14 protein-coding genes and 8 pseudogenes are annotated in these 23,137 nt (G+C 37.6%); 5 read left to right on the top strand and 17 right to left on the bottom strand.

Features of this window, described 5'->3' with window-relative positions; genetic code table 11:
* Positions 1-274: 274 nt before the first annotated feature.
* From mukB to ARADI_RS01170, 3 genes and pseudogenes are all read right to left on the bottom strand, one after another.
* Positions 275-3,168: pseudogene (mukB, locus tag ARADI_RS01180) on the bottom strand (chromosome partition protein MukB); the annotation flags it as partial.
* A gap of 49 nt (positions 3,169-3,217) precedes the next feature.
* Positions 3,218-4,531 (bottom strand): annotated as a pseudogene (mukF, locus tag ARADI_RS01175) (chromosome partition protein MukF).
* A 183-nt stretch (positions 4,532-4,714) separates the two neighbouring features.
* Complete coding sequence (locus ARADI_RS01170; RefSeq protein WP_182853019.1) at positions 4,715-5,125, bottom strand: methyltransferase domain-containing protein; 411 nt, start codon at positions 5,123-5,125, stop codon at positions 4,715-4,717.
* Between the two features lie 404 nt (positions 5,126-5,529).
* Here ARADI_RS01170 and elyC point away from each other — a divergent pair.
* Positions 5,530-6,302 (top strand): annotated as a pseudogene (elyC, locus tag ARADI_RS01165) (envelope biogenesis factor ElyC).
* A gap of 34 nt (positions 6,303-6,336) precedes the next feature.
* Here elyC and kdsB read toward each other — a convergent pair.
* The 14 genes and pseudogenes from kdsB to ansB form a co-directional block, all read right to left on the bottom strand.
* Positions 6,337-7,086: a 3-deoxy-manno-octulosonate cytidylyltransferase gene (gene kdsB, locus ARADI_RS01160; protein WP_119710888.1), complete on the bottom strand. Its 750-nt coding sequence runs from the start codon at positions 7,084-7,086 to the stop codon at positions 6,337-6,339.
* Position 7,087: 1 nt separating this feature from the next.
* Entirely contained in the window at positions 7,088-7,267 is a 180-nt protein-coding gene (locus tag ARADI_RS01155) for a Trm112 family protein (RefSeq protein WP_032116333.1), read from the bottom strand.
* Positions 7,268-7,396: 129 nt separating this feature from the next.
* The gene (locus tag ARADI_RS01150) at positions 7,397-7,618 is read right to left on the bottom strand and encodes a cold-shock protein (RefSeq protein ID WP_119710887.1); all 222 of its coding nucleotides are present in this window, start codon (positions 7,616-7,618) and stop codon (positions 7,397-7,399) included.
* Between the two features lie 376 nt (positions 7,619-7,994).
* Positions 7,995-8,987 carry a tetraacyldisaccharide 4'-kinase gene (gene lpxK, locus ARADI_RS01145; RefSeq protein ID WP_119710886.1) on the bottom strand — a complete coding sequence of 331 codons (993 nt, stop codon included), beginning with the start codon at positions 8,985-8,987 and terminating at the stop codon, positions 7,995-7,997.
* Positions 8,984-10,731, bottom strand: a pseudogene (gene msbA / locus ARADI_RS01140) (lipid A ABC transporter ATP-binding protein/permease MsbA). The gene lpxK and the pseudogene msbA overlap by 4 nt, the downstream one beginning before the upstream one ends.
* A gap of 481 nt (positions 10,732-11,212) precedes the next feature.
* Entirely contained in the window at positions 11,213-11,473 is a 261-nt protein-coding gene (locus ARADI_RS01135) for an MBL fold metallo-hydrolase (protein ID WP_119710885.1), read from the bottom strand.
* A gap of 314 nt (positions 11,474-11,787) precedes the next feature.
* Positions 11,788-12,322 (bottom strand): annotated as a pseudogene (locus ARADI_RS01125) (ComEC/Rec2 family competence protein).
* A gap of 348 nt (positions 12,323-12,670) precedes the next feature.
* Positions 12,671-12,964 (bottom strand): hypothetical protein, encoded by a 294-nt coding sequence (locus tag ARADI_RS01120; RefSeq protein ID WP_119710883.1) that lies wholly within the window; start codon positions 12,962-12,964, stop codon positions 12,671-12,673.
* A 355-nt stretch (positions 12,965-13,319) separates the two neighbouring features.
* Entirely contained in the window at positions 13,320-13,604 is a 285-nt protein-coding gene (gene ihfB / locus ARADI_RS01115; RefSeq protein ID WP_032116330.1) for an integration host factor subunit beta, read from the bottom strand.
* A 48-nt stretch (positions 13,605-13,652) separates the two neighbouring features.
* Positions 13,653-15,326, bottom strand: coding sequence for a 30S ribosomal protein S1 (rpsA, locus tag ARADI_RS01110; RefSeq protein ID WP_119711600.1), 1,674 nt, complete (start codon positions 15,324-15,326; stop codon positions 13,653-13,655).
* Between the two features lie 140 nt (positions 15,327-15,466).
* Positions 15,467-16,174, bottom strand: a complete 708-nt coding sequence (gene cmk / locus ARADI_RS01105) for a (d)CMP kinase (RefSeq protein ID WP_119710882.1) — start codon at positions 16,172-16,174, stop codon at positions 15,467-15,469.
* A gap of 175 nt (positions 16,175-16,349) precedes the next feature.
* Positions 16,350-17,636, bottom strand: coding sequence for a 3-phosphoshikimate 1-carboxyvinyltransferase (gene aroA / locus ARADI_RS01100; protein WP_119710881.1), 1,287 nt, complete (start codon positions 17,634-17,636; stop codon positions 16,350-16,352).
* Positions 17,637-17,749: 113 nt separating this feature from the next.
* A complete protein-coding gene (gene serC / locus ARADI_RS01095; RefSeq protein WP_119710880.1) occupies positions 17,750-18,838 on the bottom strand; it encodes a 3-phosphoserine/phosphohydroxythreonine transaminase in 1,089 nt (362 codons plus the stop codon).
* 125 nt (positions 18,839-18,963) lie between these two features.
* Positions 18,964-20,011: pseudogene (gene ansB, locus ARADI_RS01090) on the bottom strand (L-asparaginase 2).
* A 39-nt stretch (positions 20,012-20,050) separates the two neighbouring features.
* On the opposite strand from ansB, the pseudogene ARADI_RS20470 reads away from it, so the two are divergent.
* The 4 genes and pseudogenes from ARADI_RS20470 (at position 20,051) to focA (ending at position 23,094) form a co-directional block, all read left to right on the top strand.
* Positions 20,051-20,946 (top strand): annotated as a pseudogene (locus ARADI_RS20470) (YcaO-like family protein).
* Positions 20,947-20,980: 34 nt separating this feature from the next.
* Complete coding sequence (locus tag ARADI_RS20465; protein WP_369406910.1) at positions 20,981-21,337, top strand: YcaO-like family protein; 357 nt, start codon at positions 20,981-20,983, stop codon at positions 21,335-21,337.
* Between the two features lie 80 nt (positions 21,338-21,417).
* Positions 21,418-21,963 (top strand): annotated as a pseudogene (locus ARADI_RS20460) (hypothetical protein).
* A 279-nt stretch (positions 21,964-22,242) separates the two neighbouring features.
* A complete protein-coding gene (gene focA / locus ARADI_RS01080; RefSeq protein WP_119711599.1) occupies positions 22,243-23,094 on the top strand; it encodes a formate transporter FocA in 852 nt (283 codons plus the stop codon).
* Positions 23,095-23,137: the final 43 nt, after the last annotated feature.

Below are 23,137 nucleotides of genomic sequence, written 5' to 3'. Positions count from 1 at the left end.
TTTAAATAATTTTTTATTTAAAAATAATCATATTTATAAATTAATTTATAACCTTCACTGATAAAGTAAATTTTCATTTAAAAAAATCCCATAAATTTTAGATTTAATACTTATTAAAAATTAAATTACTAACCTACTATTTAAAATATAATCTCCGATCACTTTATTTTCAATTGCAATATTTAATTTACTTTTAAAACATACCTGTAACAAAAAACCGCTATCATGAAATAGCGGTTGTTAAAATATAAAAATAAATTTTTACTACTTGAAATTAAGTGACAGCAGAAGATATTTTTAACTGTTTATCTTCTTGTCCAAAACCTTTCAAACCAACGACATGAACATGCTCCTGTTGGCCAAATACCTTACGTACCAGCTTATAAATCGTCCCTTTTTACGGACTGATATTTTCAGGCGCAGCAATAATTAATTGCATTTTTTAATCGTTCACAAAGTTCAAATAATGTTGCAATCGATTTAGCATCCAATCGAGCCGCTTCATCCAGGAATAAGAACCTACAAGGTAAAATATCTTTACCTCGTAATCATTATGACTCTTCTTCCCAACTCTGTACCACCATCACCAAAATTGACATGCCTGTACCAATTGCTTCTCCCGTCGACAGCGCGCCACTTTCAGCTTTGAGCAACCCATCCGAACCACGATTAACTTCAACATCCAGTTCTAGATAATTACGATAATCGAGTAATTCTTCACCAATTGTTTGAGGCAGGCGTTGGCCAATATCTAGCTGAGGGTTTAAACGTTGATAAAGCTTTGCCATCGCTTCAGAGAATGTCAGACTTTTATTTTTAAACAGATCCTGATGATGTTCGTGCTCTTCTGATAACACATCAAGTAGTGATTCATGACTTTGTCTAATATTAACATTAAGCCGAACCCCTTTTACCTGTCCAAAAGCAACGGACTGTAGCCCTTGGTTAAGCAGGCGGATGCGATTTTGCTCACGATGGATCGTTTTACGGATAATATTTGCCACACTTTTCGCACTAATGGCCAATTTTTGTTCACGGGCCGGCAGTTCTTCTGTCAAACGTGCTAATTCAATTTCCATTTGTTCAATCGCATCAACCGGATCATCAGTACAAATAATGTCTTGTCGAATACGCTCACGTAAATGTTGATAAACCGCAATAAAGAACGCTACTTTACGCTCTGGTCGTTTAAGATCTTAGAGGCACGTAAATACATCACGTAAATGTTCATTATGCGCTACTGCTTGTCTAAGCGCACCTAGTGCTTTATCTGACATCGAACGTAAACTATCACCATCCATATAAGCTAATTCACGCCGATGTAAACGACGCTCTACACCGTTTTCTCTAACCATATGCATTACAGCACCACCAGCCAGATTTACCGGATACCACCTGCTCCCGAAGTTGGTAATAATCCCGCTCTAATTTGCGTAATTTTTTCTGGCAATTGTCCATTTCAGCTTCACAAAATGCGATCTGTTTTTCCAATTGGTTAATGCGCGAGCGATTAGCATTTACAGCTTCATAAAGTTGGTCTTGGCGTTTGCGTGCCGGTTTTTCAGCATTGCTATCTGCTTGAACGCCAATCGCTTTTATTTTAGACTCTAATTCTCTTAGCATATCCTGCTTAGTTTCATAAGAGCTACGCAGTGAAGCTAATAGTTGATTAAATTGCGCCGTTTTAGTTTGTTGTTGCCTTAGCTGTTCATGTGCCTGACTACGCTCTTTTTCAGCCTGTTCCAGACGCTTTCGGAGTTTATTATTTAAATCGGTATTTTCTGACAGCATCTCCGTCGAGTCGTTATAGCTAAAATGAGCGCGACGTTGAGCAACTTCAATTAAAGCAAAAGATTGCTGTTTAGATTGTTGCTGTAACTGTTTGACTTGTTCATATTCATGACGTAATTGCTCATGCTGCTCAGGATCACTTTGTAGGACGTTAGCTATTGTCTCTAATTTTGCTAACGATTTTACATGCTTATGCAAAAAGTGCCCTGCTTCTTCTGTCTCTGCCAATGCTTCACGGATTTCTTCAATCCCAGAGACTAGCGTTTCATCCATTAACAAATTAATTTTTGGCAACAATCGGTTTAAACTCGACAAACGTTCTTTGGTCGCAGTATGTTGCTGTTTTTGTTGTTGTGTTTGTACTTCAAATTGAGCTAACTAGCGCTCAAACACATTTTTACGTTGATTTAAGGAACGAATTTCAGCTTCTGGATCGGCATCAAAATCCACCGCCAGATGTTTACCGATAAAACCACTAAATGCATGATGTGCGCGCTGTAATTTCTGCATATCAAATGGCAGAGTCGCATAACGCTCAGCTAGGGTATCTCTCTCTTGGCTCAACATCTCCAGCTGATTTTCACGCGCCGCCGGACCAAATAGGGGCACTTCAGGGTAACGAGAAAAACGCCATTGACGTTCTGGCGATCGCACTAATACTCCCTGGTCAAATTCTTCTGCATTAAACACCCTATCATCAAAAGATTGCGGATCGCCTTCAATAAAATAGACATCATCAGGACATTCGGCTATCAATTCACCAAGCTGTGAGTGAATTTTTGCTAGCTCAGGAATAACAATACCATGTCTTGCTGAGCCATAGAGCGCTGAAAAATAAGGCGCGTCATCAATAGTAATATCATCATAAATTTCAGATAACAAAATACCACCAAGCCGTTCAGCTAGGCCAAGTAGGCGGTTATCGTCAGCGCCGCTCGGTTGACTAAGATGAGCTATCTGTTGCTCTAATTCACGCTTTTGACTAGCGACTTCATCACGTTCAACTGTAATTTCACGTTCTTGTTCCAACAATTGCTGTAGATGCTCAGTAATTTCATGACTATGGCTAAAACTATCATTAGCCTGCACAGTTAATTGATTAAGAGTATCTTGTGCTGCCAGCCAAGTAGGTACTTTTTTGGTTAGGGTTTGAATTTTTTGTTTGATCTGCTCAAGCTCTTGACGCATTAACATGCGATGCTCACTACTTTCACTAAGAGAAATACTCAGTTCCTCTTGCTGAGCTTCTAATTCTTCTAGTAGTGTCGTTAACTCATCTGGCTGATATTGCTGTTCAAAATCCATCAAAAAGGCATGATTATCCAGATCATCAATGCCAATATGACGCCCAGCTCGAAACTGGCTATCCAATTCAGGGAAAAGGGAGCTGACTAAAGCTTGTGCCAATTTTACTGGCATAAATTGTTCAATATTTATCGATGACATGTGCCTGTACCTTGGCTCCGTAATCATTAATCGCTAACCATTCAGGGTGGATACCTGAGAAATCCGCTTCTGCTATACCTAACTTAACTGCCTGATCGACAATAATACGCGCAACATCAAAATGCCGTTTCTGTGGATATTTAGTCAAGTATTCACGTAATATTAAACCAATATCCAATGTATGCTGATCTTTCTTATAACCAGCCAATGCCTGCTCCATTATCTCAATCAGTTATTCATTAATCTCATTAAATTCTTCATATTCCAGTTCAGCTGGCAACTCACCCGTCACTTCTTCATTACTCAATACCATATCTTCATCACGCACATCAAACAATCGTTCGGCATTGGCTACCGTTAATGCCCAAGGATCGGTAAAATAATTTTGCACCGAGAGGTGTAGGCGTTGTGAAAATATTCTATTTTTATCCATATCGATGGCAGTACGAATAAATTTGTGCACATGGCGATCATAGCCAATCTAGAGGTCGATAGATTGTTGCCCCCAGTTAATAATTCGATCAAACTTACTTTGTAGATCAAATACTAGCTTATCAACCAATTCTGAACCATTGGCCTCTTGGATACGTAACAAATTAGTCTGTAATTTATCACCAGCCGCTTCTAGCGTGTCTTGTCATTCACGTAATGTGCCGGAAGTTTCCGTTAAAAGTTGTTAACAATTGGCAATCGCTGCCTGCCAATCCTGACTGAGTAATGCGGAGATGTCTTCCTTTACACTATTTTGCTGTTCATCCATCACACACTGTGACATATCAATACTGTCAAAAATTTCTGCCACCGAATATTTTAATAGTGCAAAGACATGGAGATGCTAATGAAATTCATCTCCCCCTTCTTCTGGGGCATCCGCTGCTCGACTTAATTTACCAGCTACTATAGAAAGTTGCATAGATAAACGTAAGGAAGAAAATTCCCGCTGGCGAATATAATAATCACTGATACCTATACCAAGTGGCGTTAAACGATAAATTGCATTACCTTCAATGATTTCACTTGAAAAACAATTAAATAATTTCTGCCTTACCATATCATTAATGGCATAATTAGCTCTAGAAGTAACCGTTTCTGCGGTCTGCTCGAATCCTTTACTGACTTCACGAAAAGCATCAATTAATTCACCTTCACTCATTTCGCCATCAAGCCGCTCACTATTAAGAACAGCAACAGCCAATAAAAAGGCCAGACGCTCAGCAGGTAATGAGATTGAAAAATTATTTTTCCGCGACCAGGATACCAATTCCGGAACAGTCTGGGAAAATTCACCTGTAATTCATCCTTTCACATAGACTTGCATGCCATAACATGAATATAGCGCCCCAGATCAATATAGGGTTGTTGTCGACAATAACGCTGCTCCAAAGCAAGCAACGCCGGAAAATCTTTATTTTGTAACTGACGGTTTTGTAAATAATCATGAAAAACCCGTACACCTGTTTTACCAACTATTCTAAAATCAAATTCTGCCAGCCATTGATATACTGTTTCTGGTAATAACGGATTTAGAGGGGTAAGTGAACGTTTGCGGCGGCGCTAAATGGAAGTTACCTAATACAGCATTTCTCATCACCAACCCATTTACATTATAAAACATGATAGAAAATGCACCACCTGGGTTAATTATATCCGCTAGGGTTTTTATTGCAGATTTTTGTTCACTGATCCATTCAATAACTGCATGAAACAATACTAAATCAACTGCTCCCATTTCTGTTAAATATTGCGTAATATTTTGAACCGAAGAGTGAATAAATTGCATATTATGGCTTACTTTTTTCTTCAGCCAATAATTTGGCGCGTTCAAGCATTGTTGCCGAAATGTCACAAACAATAACTTGATGCTCCATCGCAGCCAGTTTGCTTGCAAAAAAACCTTCCCCCCACCTGAGTCTAATATCTTTAACGGCTTATTTGGTAATAAATCAAGCAAAGAGTTAAGATCCTACCAAATAACAGCTTTGCGTATTTTTGCCTTGGTTGTACCATAAATATTTTGTGTAAACTTATCTGCAATATCATCAAAATTGCGATCTACTATGAAAAAATACCCCGATAACCACTATTATAAAACTTAATCGCCATTGACGATAAAATATCTATTCAACCTACATATTGTTAATAAAAAACAATAATATTTTCATTGAAAATGATTTCTATATTAATAATTTATTAACTATTATCTATATGATTAAATTATACTATACTCGATAAATTGATTAACTAGGATTGAAACATGTTGTTTACATTAAAAAATATATTAGTGCGCTTTTAATGTCATTACCTTACCTCTCCTTATTTTAATTAGCTTCATCGGATTATTACTACTTTGGTTCACTCATGGGCAAAAAAGTGGCAAATGTTTAGTCTCCTTTAGTTGTTTAACTATTTTATTACTAAGTCTACAACCTGTCGCTGATAAATTACTACTATCGTCAGAATGTTTGTTTAACAAACGCTATGAACTTTTACACCCTAAAAAAAAGACATCCAATATATCGTTGTACTTGGAGGTGGATTTACTTACAACCCTGATTGGCCGCCAAGCGCTAACCTTATTAATAATAGCCTGGCTAGAGTGACGGAAAGAATTAGCCTTTATTCTCAACATCCAAGGGCTAAATTAATTTTTACTGGCGGGCACGGTAACAATTTAATTAGTAATGCTGAAGTGACAGCAAAAGTAGCTCTATCTTTAGGAGTACCAGAAACAGCCATAATTACCTTAAGCACCCCCAGAGATACCCAAGAAGAAGCCTTCGAAGTAGAAAAATCGTTGGCCAGCAACTTTTTCTATTGGTGACTTCAGCTAACCATATGGCACGCGCTGAACGTTTCTTTATAGCTAGAAATATGCATCCCATTACAGCACCCGCCAACCAACTTGCCATTACCTCACCATTGCAACCCTGGGAAAAATTTTTCCCATCGATTTACTTTTTTCCCACTCAGAACGCGCTTGGTATGAATTTATTGGCTCAATATGGCAGTCAATAAAAATTGACAATACCCAACCTCTAATGCTCAGTTCCAATGTAGTGGAATAGATAGTTTTTTATAATTGATGACATCAGAATAATTTTAACTAAGAAAAAATGCTTTTCGAATAGCATCGAGATCCTGCTGATTATCGACTCCAGGCCCTGGTGTTTTAACTGCCAGGGCAACATGAATTTTTTCACCGTACCACAGTACACGCAACTGCTCAAGGATTTCTATCGTCTCTAACGGACTTATCGACCATTGGATATAACGACGAATAAAACCGGCCCGATAAGCATAAATACCGATATGACGCAAAAAATGCTGGCCAATTTCCATTTTACTAACAGCAAAGCGATCACGTTCCCAGGGAATCGCCGCTCTGGAAAAATATAAGGCATTGCTCTGTTTATCCGTCACGACTTTTACAATAGCCGGATCAAATACTTCGTGTGGATCGTTTATCGGTGCCGCTAATGTTGCCATGCCGACGTTATTTAGCATCAGATTACTAGATAATTGATTAATTATTTCTGGTGGGATTAAAGGTTCGTCACCTTGTACATTGATAATAATTTCATTATCAGAAAACTTATATTTTTCAATAACTTCTGCTAATCTTTCAGTGCCTGATTGATGTTCAACGTTGGTCATGCAAACTTCTCCATTGGCCGCTTGCACCACATCAAATACGGCCTGATGATCAGTCGCCACAATAACTCGCGTCGCATCTGATATTAGCGCTCTTTCCATTACTCTAATAATCATAGGTTTGCCATGAATATCAGCTAACGGCTTGCCGGGTAAGCGATTAGAAGCAAAACGCGCCGGAATAATGACTGTAAACATGTTACTTTTCTTCATCTAAAGGCAACTCACGAGCCTCTTCTTTTAATAATACCGGTATGTTATTACGCACAGGATAAGCAAGATGATCAAATTTACAGATAAGCTCTAAATTTTGTTTATCATAGACTAGTTTGCCATGACAAATAGGACAAGCAATGATATCAAGTAGACGGTGATCCATATATTCCTCATCAAAAACGTAATTTAAGATGAAACCAGAATAGCATAAGCATGCATCACCGTTAACTTTAATATCTGCTCTAATGTGTATTTATCAGTAATCTGGCAAATTGGCAGCTAACTTTTTAGGTTAAAATTCATAAGCGATAACATCAGCGGCAGCAATGCCATAAGCGTTACGCGTAACTGAAAATTCAACACACTGGCCTTTTTTAAGCCATTTATTTTTAGTGTTCGCAATAGCTCGACGATTAACATAGATATCTTGACCGCCATTCACTGGGGAGATAAATCCATAGCCTTCTTTTACATCAAACCATTTTACGCGACCCATTTGTAATTGTAATGTCATAATAAAACTCCTTTTGTTCACTAGGTGACAAAATTTCATTTTCTCCTAGTGCTCCCTACTCTTTTATTAAGCTTTCGACAGAAACCCCATTTTTTCTTTCACCAAATACCCTTAATGTCAGAGTAGTATTATTATATAAAAAAACACCAACTCAGTAGTGTTTATTGCTATTTAGGATCTGTTTAAACATCAAACAACCCAACACATGCCAAATTATTCATTACTAGAGTTTATCAATCAGATTTGATACTAAATAAAATTAAAGGGTTTTGTATTAATGAAATAATAGCTGGCGTGGTATAATTGAAATGAAGTCACTACATTGTTGGATTCCTAACTAGATTCCATTTATAGATAACATGATAATGTTATTATTTCAAGCATTTTTACCAGACTTGACCAATTCATTAATGGCGAAAAGGGTTTTTCCTGCTCCAGGCTGTGCAAGTTGGGCATTTACTGGCAGATACCACCAATTTAATTGAGCAAAATGAAAACATTTCACTGCATCCTTTTCAGTCATTAATAATGTTTGATGATCAGTCACTAAGGTTGATAATTTAGAAAATTCATAACACTGGTGATCAGCGAAAGCGTGTGTTGCAATTAATGGCACTCCTTTTTGTTCAAGACTTGAAAAAAAACGTGCTGGGCGCCCAATTCCTGCAATGGCAACAACTTGCTCCAATTCACAGACGGAGCGTTTTTCACCGGTCAACATATTGATAGCAATATCGCCTGTTAACTGCATGGCAATCTCCCCATACTTAGCCATACCACCATTAGTAATAACAGCATTAACGGTATTCAAACGATATTGACACTCACGTAATGGACCAGCAGGCAGCAGCCAACCATTGCCAAAACGACGGATACCGTCGATAATAATGATCTCAAAATCCCTTTGCAGTGCATAATGCTGAAGACCATCGTCCGTAATAATAACATCCAGTTTTTGTTGCTTGAGTAGCATCTTAACTGCGTCTACTCGTTTAGGAGCAACTGCTACTGGCACACCAGTTCGCCGATAAATTAACGCAGGTTCATCGCCAGTTTCTTTTATTGATATACTTTCATTAACTAATAGCGGATAAGAGGTTGCTTTACCTCCATATCCACGGGATACAACACCAACACGATAACCTCGTGATAAAAGCTGCTCAACTAACCAAATAACAACCGGTGTTTTACCGTTACCGCCGACAGTCAAATTACCCACAACGATAATAGGTATCGGCGCTTTCCAACTAGAGAAAATTGCCAAATGATAGCCAAGGCGTCTTAATCCAATAATCATGCCATATAATATCGACAACGGCAGTAGCAAAAGATATAGCCACGAACCACCTAACCATATTTTATCAATCATTGTTTAAATTGCATGCTATAAGTTGAGCATATGCCCCATCGCTCTTAAGTAGCGTTTGATGGGTACCTAGTTCAATAATTTTACCATCCTGAATAACTAAAATTTCATCTACATTTTCTATTGTCGAAAGACGATGGGCAATAATAATCGAAGTCCGATTTTTCTGTAACTCGTCCAATACGGCCTGAATTGCCCTCTCTGACTCAGTATCAAGCGCAGATGTAGCTTCATCAAGAATTAATATAGATGAGTTATGTAATAAAGCACGCGCAATCGCAATTCGTTGGCGCTGCCCACCAGAGAGCATTACACCATTTTCACCAATAACGGTATCTAGTCCATTATCCAGTTTTTTAATAAAGTCCATCGCATAAGCCATTTTAGCGGCTTTTTCGATCGCTTTTCGACTGAAACGACCATCGGTTGCGTAAGCAATATTATTGGCAATAGTATCGTTAAAAAGATAAACATGCTGAGAAACGAGTGCGACTTGACTACGTAGAGAGCTTAAAGTGTATTCACGTAAATCATGATCATCAAGCAGTATTTGACCTTCATTAACCTCATAAAAGCGGGTAATTAGATTCGCGATAGTCGATTTTCCTGAACCTGATCGTCCGACTAAGGCAATGGATTTTCCTGCCTGAATTTTAAAGCAGATATCATGTAATGCAGGATGCTCTTTTGTTGCATACTTAAAGGTAACATGTTTAAACTCTATTTCACCTTTCGCTTTTTTTAAGGTTAATTTACCCTCGTCTTTTTCCTGCTCCATATCTAAAATGGTAAACAATGTCTGGCATGCGGCCATACCTCTTTGAAATTGTGCATTAACATTTGTTAATGACTTTAATGGGCGCATCAGTGCAAACATGGATGAAAAAACCACACTGATAGTGCCTGCTGTCAATGTTTGCATAACTTCAGGAAAACTCGCAATATAAAGCGTGAATGCTAATGCTAAAGAGGCTATCAGTTGGATAATAGGATCAGAGATAGAAGATGCCGTCACCATTTTCATCGTTTGCCGACGCATATGATTACTCACTTCGCTAAAACGCTCAGTTTCAACTTTTTGCCCACCAAAAATCAAAACTTCCTTATGGCCTTTTAACATCTGTTCCGCACTAGCAGTTACTTGTCCCATGCCAGTTTGCATACTTTTACTAATATTCCTAAAGTGTTTAGAAACCGAGCGAATAGTTAACGCAACAATAGGAGCAATAACAATTAATATTAGTGAAAGATGCCAACTGTAATAAAACATCAGCCCAAACAGACCGATAATGTAAGCGCTTTCTCGAACAATAGTGATTAAAGCGCTAGAGGAAGATGAAGCGACTTGCTCAGAATCATACGTTATGCGAGAAAGTAAAGTTCCTGTCGACTGCTGATCAAAAAAAGAAACCGGCATCCCCATCATATGGCCAAACAAACGCCTACGCATATTCATTACGACTTTACCAGAAACCCAGGCAATACAATAATTGGAAATAAAACTCGATATTCCTCTTATCAGCATCAGCCCCCATATAGCAATGGGTAACCATTTTAGTGTGCTGTTATCAGCTTTACCGAAACCTTCATCAAGCAAAGGTTTTAATAAGGAGATCATGAATGCATCGCTGGCAGCGTTAATAATTAACGCAACAGCAGCTACACTTAATCCCAGTTTAAATGGCAAAATCATAGGCCATAGTCGGCGAAATGTTTGCCATGTAGAAAGATCTTTATCATTCATTATCATTGTCTTATTAAATACCCATAAAAATAAGCCATTTATTTTACTTGAGAAATCTCTAAATACCAAACTGCTGATGATACCAGCGAGGATAAACTTCCTGTCTATAACGCATTATTTCAATTTTATCAAAATAGAACTGCGCTATAATTTACCCTGATTCCGCTGTACTCAGCCAATTTGCCCCTATAATTCTCATATCGTTGACGTACTTTATCAGAAGGTAAAACGCGCCAACGGCTATAACGTGCAACAGAAGTAAGTGCATATTGCTGTTTAATTGCTTGAATAAACGCCATCGTCGACGACGTATTACTACCATGATGAGGAACTTATAATAAATTAGCCGGCAAACTTGCTATTGCTAGACGCACGAGTTCTTTCTCCGCTGTTTTTTAAATTTCGCCAGATAAAATAACCGAATGATAGCCATCACTAATTTTTACTACACATGATTCATTATTATGTGATCTTTTTTGATCAACTATTGGCCATAATACTTCAAAATGTAATTTCTGCCATTGCCAATAAATACCTCGATGGCATGGAAAATAATTTTTTTATCAAAGTGACTTCTGATCTTTAATCCAGGATAGCTTAATAATAAACTCGCTACCCCACCAGTGTGATCGATATGATTATGACTAAGTATAATGCCTTCAGGTGTTAAACGATGATATCGTAAATAAGGCAAAATAGTACTATTAGCCAATACTGTTTTTCTTCCATGAAATACTAGTGTCATAAATTAACGCTTTTCCCTGTCGCTCAATAATAATTGCTAAATCCATGCCCCACATCTAACATAATCAATCGCCAAAGAACCAAATCTCTTTGTTTCATGGTCGTGATTGACCAATAAATTAACATTATTATCAGCAACTTATACTGCACAAACCAACTAAACTGCCAACATAAAATAATAAGCCAACTAAGCCTAGTTATGATAATTGGAAGATGGCCAGTATCAAGCCAGTAACGCTCAATATGAGCCAGGGGCCATAATGCTAAACTAATACTTTTATCAATTATACCAAATAATAAATTTTGTACTGCGTACTAAAAAATACAAATATATGAAACCATAATTAACGGTATGGTTATAAATGAAATAATTGGCACAGCCCATAAATTAGCAAAAATACTAGTAATATTAACTCCTTGAAATAAAATCAATTGAATAGGAATTAATAGAATTAGCATACCTAATTGCAAATGAACCAATTTAACTATCCAATTAAGCCAACTGTGTTGAAACTGTACACTCAATTTGACAAACGAAAACCAAAATATTAATGCCGCAACCGCAAAACGATAAGGCAAATATAGCCCGCATTACAGGTATCGCCCAACCACACAACCAAACATAACCTAAAGCAAAGCACCAACCTACTAACATCAGCATACGAAGATCGATAAAACAAATGGGTAATAAAAACTGAATCAAACAATATAGCCAAAAACCAAAAAAATAAGCCATGCCAATATGTAAACCTGAGATAACCATCAAATGCGCAATACCGGTTCGTTGCAATTCTTGCCTTAATACGGGTTCTAATAATCCACGTTCACCAAACGTTAAAACATAAATCACCGCCTGGTTATGATATTTACTGATAACATTAACCGACGCTGCAATTATCTTTTGCCTTAAAGAACAGTGTTTATTGAATATAGTAAAGTTTTGAACATTAAACGTACCTAGCAAACGCTGACTTAAGGTATAACGTTGTAAATCAAATCCACCTTCATTTAATAAACTATGAACAGGTTTTAATCGGCCAGAAAAAATGAATTTTTGTCCGGCACAAAAAAATTATTTTTTGTCCGAGCATTAGATTTAAACTGAAGATAAGCGTACAATATAGGAAATAATTCTTTATTATTGATTAACAACCTTACTTTTATTCGAATATTATTATTCCTATTAACTAAACTATCTTCAATAATAGCTACATGACGTTGTTCTTGCTGACTTAATAATTTCATTGTTTCTAATAAATAATATCCCTGCCAACATCCCCCACAAAAAACTTATAGCTAAAACAGCAATAAATTTTGCTAAATAAAATGGAATAAACAAAAATAAACAGAATATAACAAACAACCACAGTTGTAATGATTTATTTGGTAATTGAGATAAAAAAAGTAAAGGTAATAATCCCAATATTACAGCCACTGACGCTGAATTAATATTTATCTGCAGCCTATTTATATGGACTGACATTTTTTCCATATAGCTCTTCCCTGGCCAGATCTATATTACAAAAATTAGTATTAATATTGAATTTTTTCAAAAGGATAAATGATATTTCATATAAAAGGTCAAAATAATATTTATCTCTTTTCTACTATTTTCATTTTTTTGCGAGATTATTCTCAACTAATGTTAAGTTAAGAAAATTTATTTTTGATTATAAAATTTTATTATTATTTTTTTAATAATTAAATGTCTTATAACAATAAGGAGAGCTTTTAATAATTTAAAAAAATTGTATTGAAAAAATTGAACTGAGCGCGACAATAAAAAATGGTGCCTTAATATTAAGGCACCATTTTTAAGAGAATAAATAAATTAAATTTGTTAATATTTATACATAAATATTAACGCGATCACGTAATTCTTTACCCGGCTTGAAGTGAGGAACATGTTTTCCTTTCAAATCAACTTTATCACCTGTTTTCGGATTACGGCCTATGCGCGGTGCGCGGTAATGAAGAGAAAAACTGCCGAATCCGCGGATCTCAATACGCTCTCCCTTAGCAAGTGTTATTGCCATATGATCAAGCATTTCTTTTACAGCTTCTTCAATAAGTTTTGCTGGTATATGAGCTAATTGGTTAATAAGTCTTTCAATTAATTCAGACCTGGTCATAGTACCTCCCCTAAACTACCGTTACGGTGTTGCGTTATGGATACTTAATTATTCACCTTTCGCTGCTTTGAATGCTTCTGCCATCGCATTATTGGCAAAATTGGTATCTTCCTGTTTGTTCACAGAAGCAATGGCATCTTTTTCATCTGCTTCATCTTTTGCACGAACAGACAAGGTAATGATCCGGTTTTTGCGATCAACACCAGTATATTTAGCTTCAACTGTATCGCCAACGTTCAATACTTGAGTAGTATCTTCCACGCGATCACGTGAAGCTTCAGATGCACGTAAGTGACCTTCAACACCAGCAGCCAACTCAATCGTTGCTCCTTTCGCATCAACAGCCAATACTTTACCGGTAATGATAACACCTTTCTTATGAGCAGACAGATAGTTATTAAATGGATCTTCCGCTAACTGTTTAATACCCAAAGAAATACGTTCACGTTCAGAGTCAACTTGCAATACAACTGCAGCGATTTCATCGCCTTTTTTATATTCACGAACCGCTTCTTCACCTGCAACATTCCAAGAAATATCAGACAGATGAACTAAACCATCAATACCACCTTCTAAACCGATGAAGATACCAAAATCAGTAATAGATTTTATTTTACCTTCTACCCGATCATTCTTATTGTGCGTTTCTGCAAATTGCTGCCATGGATTCGGTTTACACTGTTTCAAACCTAATGAGATACGACGACGCTCTTCGTCAATATCCAGAATCATAACTTCAACAACATCACCCACATTAACAACTTTAGATGGATTAATATTTTTATTAGTCCAATCCAATTCGGAAACATGTACTAAACCTTCAACACCGTCCTCAATTTCAACAAAGCAGCCATAATCGGTAAGATTAGTGACGCGCCCTGTCAACTTAGTGCTTTCTGGATAACGCTTAGCAATAGCTACCCATGGGTCTTCTCCAAGCTGCTTCAGGCCTAAAGAAACACGTGTACGATCACGATCAAATTTCAATACTTTAACATTGATTTCATCACCAACATTGACAATTTCACTTGGGTGTTTAACACGTTTCCAAGCCATGTCAGTAATGTGTAACAAGCCATCAACACCGCCCAGATCAACGAATGCACCATAGTCAGTTAAGTTCTTAACAATACCCTTAACTTCCATGCCTTCCTGCAAGTTTTCCAGTAATTGATCACGTTCTGCACTGCTTTCAGACTCAATCACAGCACGACGCGAAACAACAACGTTATTGCGTTTCTGATCCAGTTTGATAACTTTGAACTCAAGCTCTTTACCTTCCAGGTGAGTTGTATCACGAACTGGGCGAACATCAACCAATGAACCGGGTAAAAATGCACGAATTCCTTTTAATTCTACTGTGAAACCACCTTTCACTTTGCCATTGATAATGCCCATAACTGTTTCAGCATCTTCATAGGCTTTTTCTAGCATCAACCAAGCTTCATGACGTTTCGCTTTTTCGCGAGACAGGATAGTTTCACCGAAACCATCTTCTACAGCATCTAAAGCAACATCGATTTCATCACCAACCTGAATTTCTAGCTCACCTTGCACATTTTTAAATTGTTCTACTGGGATCGCTGATTCTGATTTCAGACCGGCATCAACTAACACGACATCTTTGTCGATAGCAACAACAACACCACGAACAATAGCCCCTGGACGGGTTTCGATACTCTGTAAAGATTCTTCAAAGAGTTGAGCAAAAGATTCTGTCATAGTAAGATCTTCAAAAATTTTAATTGCCATTCAACATCCTGCCAAATGGGGTTATTTTACATACCTCGCAACACTCCTTGTTACAAAGCTTTACTTAACTGAACACAAATTCAGCTACACCAAATAGGCATATTATCTTATTATATGTCAATATTGAGCATATTATATAGATAATATTTGCTTTTTTTTACATAAGCAAGTACTTGCTCGATGACCCCTTCAATTGATAACTTCGTAGAATCCAGGATCAACGCATCTTTTGCAGGTACCAATGGCGCAATTAACCTATTACGATCACGATAATCACGCTCTTTAATATCAGTTAAAAGATCGCTTAATTTAACATTAAAGCCCTTTTCCTGCAACTGTTGCATTCTTCTACGAGCGCGCTCTTCAGCTGTGGCATCAAGAAAAATCTTTACCGGTGCGTCTGGGAAAACCACCGTTCCCATGTCACGACCATCAGCAATCAAACCCGGTTTAGTGTGAAATGCTCTTTGCCGACGCAATAATGCTTCTCTAACACGAGGAAAAGTTGCACTAAGAGATGCCGTATTACCAACAACTTCACTACGAATTGCATTACTGACATCCTTCCCCTCAAGCATAACAACTAATTCGTTTTCTCTTGGTTCAAAACGGACATCAAGATTAGCTGCTAATGGAACTAATGCTTCTTCAGACTTAATATCAACATGATGATGTAATGCTGCTAAAGCCAGAACACGGTAAATGACGCCAGAATCAAGTAACTGCCAGCCCAGTTTATTTGCCAATGCCTGACATAATGTACCTTTACCTGCGCCACTTGGACCATCAACTGTGATAACGGGGGGTAAAACCACCATTATACTCCTCCTTTGTGATAGAATTACATTTTAGCAACTACTTTCTATCAGGCCAATAAGTACCCTATTATACTCAATTCATTCTATTAAGGAAAACAAAGAGATATTTAGAGCAAATTTAGCGTTGCAGGCATAATACTTGTCATTCAGTATTATACTAATGTTTCGGCATACGCTAGTATCGATAACTTAATTTTTCTAGTTGATTAAAGTAGTCTGGAAAAGTTTTGGCGGTACAATTTGGATCCAAAATAGTAACCGGCGTATCTGACAACGCGACAAGTGAAAAGCACATCGCCATACGATGATCATTATAAGTTGCTATTTCAGCATGCTTTAATAATTTAGGCGGTAAAATACGTATATAATCACGTCCTTCTTCCACTTTAGCATCAACTTTTGTTAATTCAGTCGCCATCGCAGTTAATCTGTCAGTTTCTTTTACCCGCCAGTTATGAATATTACGAATAATCGCTTCACCACGAGCAAAGAGCGCCAGAGTCGCAACCGTCATCGCCGCATCGGGGATCGCATTCATATCCATATCAATACCAATTAACTCACCTCGTTGACATTCGATATAATCTTTACCCCAACGTATTTTGGCACCCATTTTTTCTAGTACAGCAGCGAATTGGGTATCGCCTTGCAAGCTATCTTTGCCAATACCTGTTACCCTAACGGTACCACCTTTAATTGCTGCCGCAGCTAAAAAATAAGAAGCAGAAGAGGCATCGCCCTCAACAAGATAATCCCCTGGTGAAATATAGTGTTGTCCGGCTTTAATATGAAATCGACAATAGTGTTGATTGTCTACTTCAACGCCAAAATCACGCATCAGTGCCAGGGTAATGTCAATATAGGGTTTAGAAACCAGTTCTCCTTTTATCTGAATAGTCGTATCATTAGGCGCTAAAGGTGCGGCCATTAAAAGAGCTGTTAAAAATTGGCTAGATACGCGTCCATCTACTGTGATATTCCCACCGCGAAAGCCGCCTTTTATCCTTATAGGCGGATAACCAGGTTGCTCAAGATAATCAATATTTGCCCCACCCTGCTGTAGCGCATCAATCAGATGGCCAATAGGTCGCTCTTTCATTCTGGGCTCGCCGGTTAAGACAATATCATTGTCCGCCAATGCTAAAACCGCAGTTAATGGGCGTATAGCCGTGCCAGCATTACCGAGAAAAATTTCTAAACCTTTTTTATGGCTAAAATAATGGCCACCACCTTTTACAATACACGTGGTAAGATCCTGGGATAATTGATATTCGACACCCAATGCTGCTGTCAAAGCATTAAGCATATGACGAATATCATCACTAGCAAGAAGATTAGTTAAAACAGTTTGGCCTTGCGCTAATGCAGCTAACAATAGTACCCGGTTAGAAATACTTTTAGAGCCAGGAAGATTGATAGTACCTTCAACGTAAGAAATGGGTTGTATTGTCAGGGCTTGCATTAATAGTAGACTCTCCAATAACGAAGTTGGATAAATTATTTAAATCACATTTATATTCATTTGATCGGATTAGACGATATCACTATCAATCTAACCACAAAGGATTATTTAATCTATTTATTCTGATGTTCAAAATCAATCATAAAATCAACTAGTTTCTGTACACCAGCCACGGGCATAGCATTATAAATTGAAGCACGCATGCCACCTGTCGCTTTATGCCCTTTCAGGAAAAGTAGCCCTTGCCGCTCTGCCGCTTTGATAAATTCATTATCTAAGTTAGGTTTTACCATTTGGAATGGAATATTCATGACCGAACGATTAACTGGATCGATTCGATTAATATAAAACTGGCTATTATCAATAACATCATACAGTAAGCTGGCTTTTTGTTGATTGCGTCTTTCTATTTCTTGTAAGCCACCCTGCTGTTTTAACCATTTAAACACCATACCCGATAGATACCAGGCAAAAGTTGGTGGTGTATTGTACATTGAATCATTTTTAGCCAATATGGTGTAATCAAGGATAGAAGGGGTCGCCTTTCTCGCCCGACCTAACAAATCTTCCCGAATAATAACCAATGTGATACCTGCTGGCCCAATATTTTTTTGCGCACCAGCATAAATAACACCAAAACGGCTGACATCAAGTGGCCGTGATAAGATAGCTGAGGAGTAATCAGCAATAACGATTTTATCGGCCGAAAAATCAGGTAGTGTGTGGATAGCTATACCATCAATCGTTTCATTCGGACAATAATGAAGGTATTTGGCACTGGTCGTTAATGGCCATTTATCCATCGGTTGCACGCTTAAATAAGTTGATTTTTCCAGCCGAATATCAATCTCATTGATAACATAATATTTTGCTGCCTCTTGCGCAGCAGAATTTGCCCAATAACCACCAACAATATAGTCAACGGTTTCATCAGGCTGAAATAAATTTAATGGCAAGGCGGCAAATTGACCTCTGGCACCACCGTGACAAAAAAGGATTTTATAATTATCGGGTATTTTGAGTAATTGACGTAGATTTTGTTCAGCTTCTTTAACTATCTCCATAAATGCTTCACTTCGATGGCTTATTTCCATTACCGAAACACCCATACCATTCCAATTACAAAGTTCTTGTTGTGCACGATATAAAACTTCTACCGGTAACATGGCCGGACCAGCGCTAAAATTATATACCTGACTCATCACCCACCCCTATTGACCTAATTAAGCTTTTACTATTATTTAATCTCTGGTTAGGGTTTAACATTACCACTGAACAGCTGTAAATAAAACAACTGGCCGGCAAACAGCATTTTTCTGATAACCAATTAATATTTATCAAACATCGCTTGAATTTTTATTGGGTCATGGATTTGAGTCAAGGCTAACTGTAGTAAAACCCTAGCCTTCTGCCGATTCAAACGTTCTGCAGCAACAAATCCATATTTACTATCATCCACTTCTGCATCGCGAGTTGTAAAACCTGTTGGCACACGACTAGCGCGAACAACCCCAATGCCTTGTTTTACTGCATCGGCCAATACATTAAAAATTTTGTTATACATATTGCCGTTGCCTACTCCAGCACTAATAATGCCTTGATAGCCATGATAGATAAATGACTTGGCTGGTAGTGCTGATGCATTTGAATAATTATAAACAATACCAACTTTAGGTAATTTATTATCTAACTGACTAACATCAAAAATTGCGTTCTGCGCTCTGGGTTGAGCCGCGTTTAAATAGTGCACTTTGCCATTGTAGATAAAACCTTCAGCGCCAGCATTAACAGCTTCAAATGCCTCAACAAAGTTGGTATTCATTTTAACCACATTACGACCACTAATAACTTTATCGTCCATGGCTAATAAGACGACTCGTTTGCCCGCCTCTTTATCAGTGGCAATAATAACGGCATTATAGAAATTTAACGGCCCATCAGCACCTAATGCTGAGGCAGGCTTCATCACACCAACCATTACAATAGGTTTATGATAGTGGGTAGTTAAATCTAAAAAAATAAGCGGTTTCCTCTAGCGTGTCAGTACCATGAGTAATGATAAAACCAGCTGTCTTGTGACAATCGGCATTAATTTTCTTCTCTAAAGTTAACCATACCTGATCATTCATATCTTACGAACCGATATTAACAATTTGTTCGCCATCAAGATGCGCAATTTTCTTTATTTCCGGTACCGCATTAATTAATGCATCAATACTCACTTTACCGGCTGTATATTGGGATTGAGTGGCTGAATCACAGCCACCAGCTATCGTACCTCCAGTGGCTAGTACCGTAATGGTTGGTAAGGCAGAAGCAGCACTGTTAGTTAACAACATAGCACGAACTAACAAAGAAACATTTAACTTCTTCATAATAAAATGCCATTTTAAAAATCTGGTAAATTATATAAAATGCAAAATATATTTCTGTTATTTACAGCAAAAATAGCTATTAATTTCAATGCTGCATTTTGCTACTATGGCCTATCCCCGAATAGAGAAGCAAACAAAAATGCCGTATTATCTGCTTTTAGTTATCAAAAACGAATAAGTAACCCATTTATGAGCCAAACCTTTATTCCTGGCAAAGATGCCGCATTAGAAGATTCTATTACCACGTTTCAGCAACAACTTAAAAAACTCGGTTTTCATATTGAAGAGGCCTCTTGGTTAAATCCAGTGCCGAATGTCTGGTCAGTCCATATCCGTGATATAGACTGCCCTATGTATTTTACTAACGGTAAAGGCGCCAGTAAAAAAGCCACCTTGGCCTCTGCACTGGACGAATATTTTGAACGTTTAGCAACCAATTACTTTTTCACTGATTTTTATCTAGGCGCTAAAATTGCAAGTGCTAATTTTGTCCACTATCCCAATGAAAAGCGGTTTGCTCTAACATCGGACGATCACTTACCCGAAGGAATGTTGGATGCAAAATTACGTGCTTTCTACGATCCCGATAATAATTTGTCCGCTAGTATGCTGATTGATTTACAATCAAGTAATAAGGCCCGGGGATTTGTACGTTACCTTTTATCCGCCAATCCGATCAACAAACAGTTTATATTCCAATGAATATTATTGGTAATCTGTATGTGTCGAATGGCATGTCAGCCGGTAATACGCAAGATGAAGCGCGGGTGCAGGCATTGTCAGAGATCTTTGAGCGTCGTATTAAAAACCGTATTATTGCCGAGCGAATCAGTTTGCCTGTTATTCCTGAGCATGTCATGAAGCGCTATCCTGGCGTTGTTCAGGCGGTTGCTAAATTAGAAGAGGAAGGTTTTCCTATTTTTTTTCTGTTTTGATGCTTCGCTCGGTGGTAAATACCCGGTTATCTGTGTGGTACTTTTTAATCCGAGTAATGGCACTTGTTTCGCTTCTTTTGGTGCCCATTCTGATTTTGGTATTGCACTTGAATGTACGGTTACCGAATTACTGCAAGGCCGCAGTTTAAAAGATTTAGATGTATTTAATATGCCAACATTTGATGATGATGAAGTTGCAGAGCATACTAATCTGGAAACACATTTTATCAATTCAAGCGGTTTAATTAGTTGGGATCTATTTAAACCTGATGCCGATTATTCCTTTGTCGATTGGAACTTTAAAGGCACCCCAAACGCAGAATTTGCTACTTTGATGGCGATTTTCAATCACATGAATGCTGAAGTTTATATTGCCGATATCAGCATTTAGATGTTTATGTCTGCCGTATTATTGTTCCGGGAATATCGGATATTTATCCAGTCGACGATCTGCAGATTGCCAATAACGCGATGGCGATAGATTTACGTGATACCATTATGATGTCGCCGCCTGATAGTCAGTGGCAAAAAGATGATTATCTGAGGTTGTTAGGGCGACTGGATGATGAAGGTTTTGATGATTTTACTCGTGTTCGTGAATTATTAGGTATTGCCGTTGGTAGTGGTAATGACTGGAGCCATTGACGGATCGGTGAATTAAAATCGATGCTAGCACTGGCAGGTGGTGATTTTGCTCAAGCGCTACTATGGGTTGAATGGACGTTAGAGTTCAATTCTTCGCTATTTACTACCGAGCGAGCTAATTATTCTCGCTGTCTACAAACATTACTGCAACTAACTCAAGAAGCTGAGCGTCAGCCTTTTCAATATGATGAAGCTTTCAACAAAATGTATGGTCAACAAGCTGTTACGGCCGCATCAAAAGCTATTGCCGGTGAAAATTGTTTTTATGGCTTGTGGTCAATTGATGCTGAGTTACAAAGGCTGCTGGCGCATCAAGCGTTACTCAATGCTTATCATAAACTGCAAACCGCTAAACAGGCTTACTTTAACTGATTAGTCAAATCTAACAATAAATATCAGGTTAATCTTTATTGGACAAAAAACTGCTTTCAACGATAATTTAACATGATTATTTATTTCTCAATCGTTTTTATAAAATTTTTTTATAAAAATTAAAAATTTTATAATATAAATCAAGTAGTTATCATAATTTTTTGGTTTTATTGCTATTTATTAACCAAATAATAATGATCTATATCAAATTTATCTGATGTCCCCTTTGTTAATATTGCTAACGTCATAATTCCTTAAATTCATAAGAGCATGTTGGTTATGAAAGCTAACAACTTGTCCAATTTATTATCACCGGCTGCAATGGCGCAACTTGCCGATAATACAGGGGTATATAAAGTTAATAAGCATCCTCGAATTACTTATTTATCTGCTATTACCGCAGGTATATTTATTTCCATTGCTTTCGTTTTTTATATTACTGTCATCACTGGTATTGCTACTGTTCCTTTCGGACTGGCTAAACTTGCTGGTGGTCTATGTTTTTCGTTAGGACTCATGCTGGTGTTTATCTGTGGGGCTGATCTTTTCACTTCTACCGTGTTAACCATTGTGGCAAAAGCAACCGGCAAAGTCTCTTGGAAACAGATGTTTGTTAATTGGTTTCATGTCTACATTGGTAATCTTGTTGGTGCGCTGTTGTTCGTTGCATTAATCTGGTTTGCCGGACAGTATATGGTGGCTAATGGCCAATGGGGACTTAATGTTTTACAAACTGTAAATCATAAACTTGATCACACTTTTCTCGAAGCGCTTTGTTTAGGTATTTTAGCCAACTTGATGGTTTGCTTGGGTGTCTGGATGAGTTATTCCGGTCGTAGCTTGCTAGATAAAATTTTTGTATTAATTTCACCAATAGGCATGTTTGTTACCAGTGGTTTTGAACATAGCATTGCCAACATGTTTATGATCCCGTTAGGTATCGTGATCAAAAATTTTGCATCACCGGATTTTTGGCTGATGACCGGAGTAAATGAAAGCCAGTTTTCTCATTTAACTGTGGCCAATTTTATTACAGAAAATATTATACCTGTCACTATTGGTAATATCATCGGCGGCGCTTTGTTAGTCGGTATGACATATTGGTTAATATATTTACGTGATGTATGTTAACATTGATCGATCGCGGTACTGGTTGTCAGCATTTTATTATTTA

The sequence above is a fragment of the Arsenophonus endosymbiont of Aleurodicus floccissimus genome, assembly GCF_900343025.1.
Classification (GTDB): Bacteria; Pseudomonadota; Gammaproteobacteria; order Enterobacterales; family Enterobacteriaceae; genus Arsenophonus.
The sequence above is the reverse complement of the archived record's forward strand: the minus strand, read 5'-3'. Positions and strand labels throughout refer to the sequence as shown.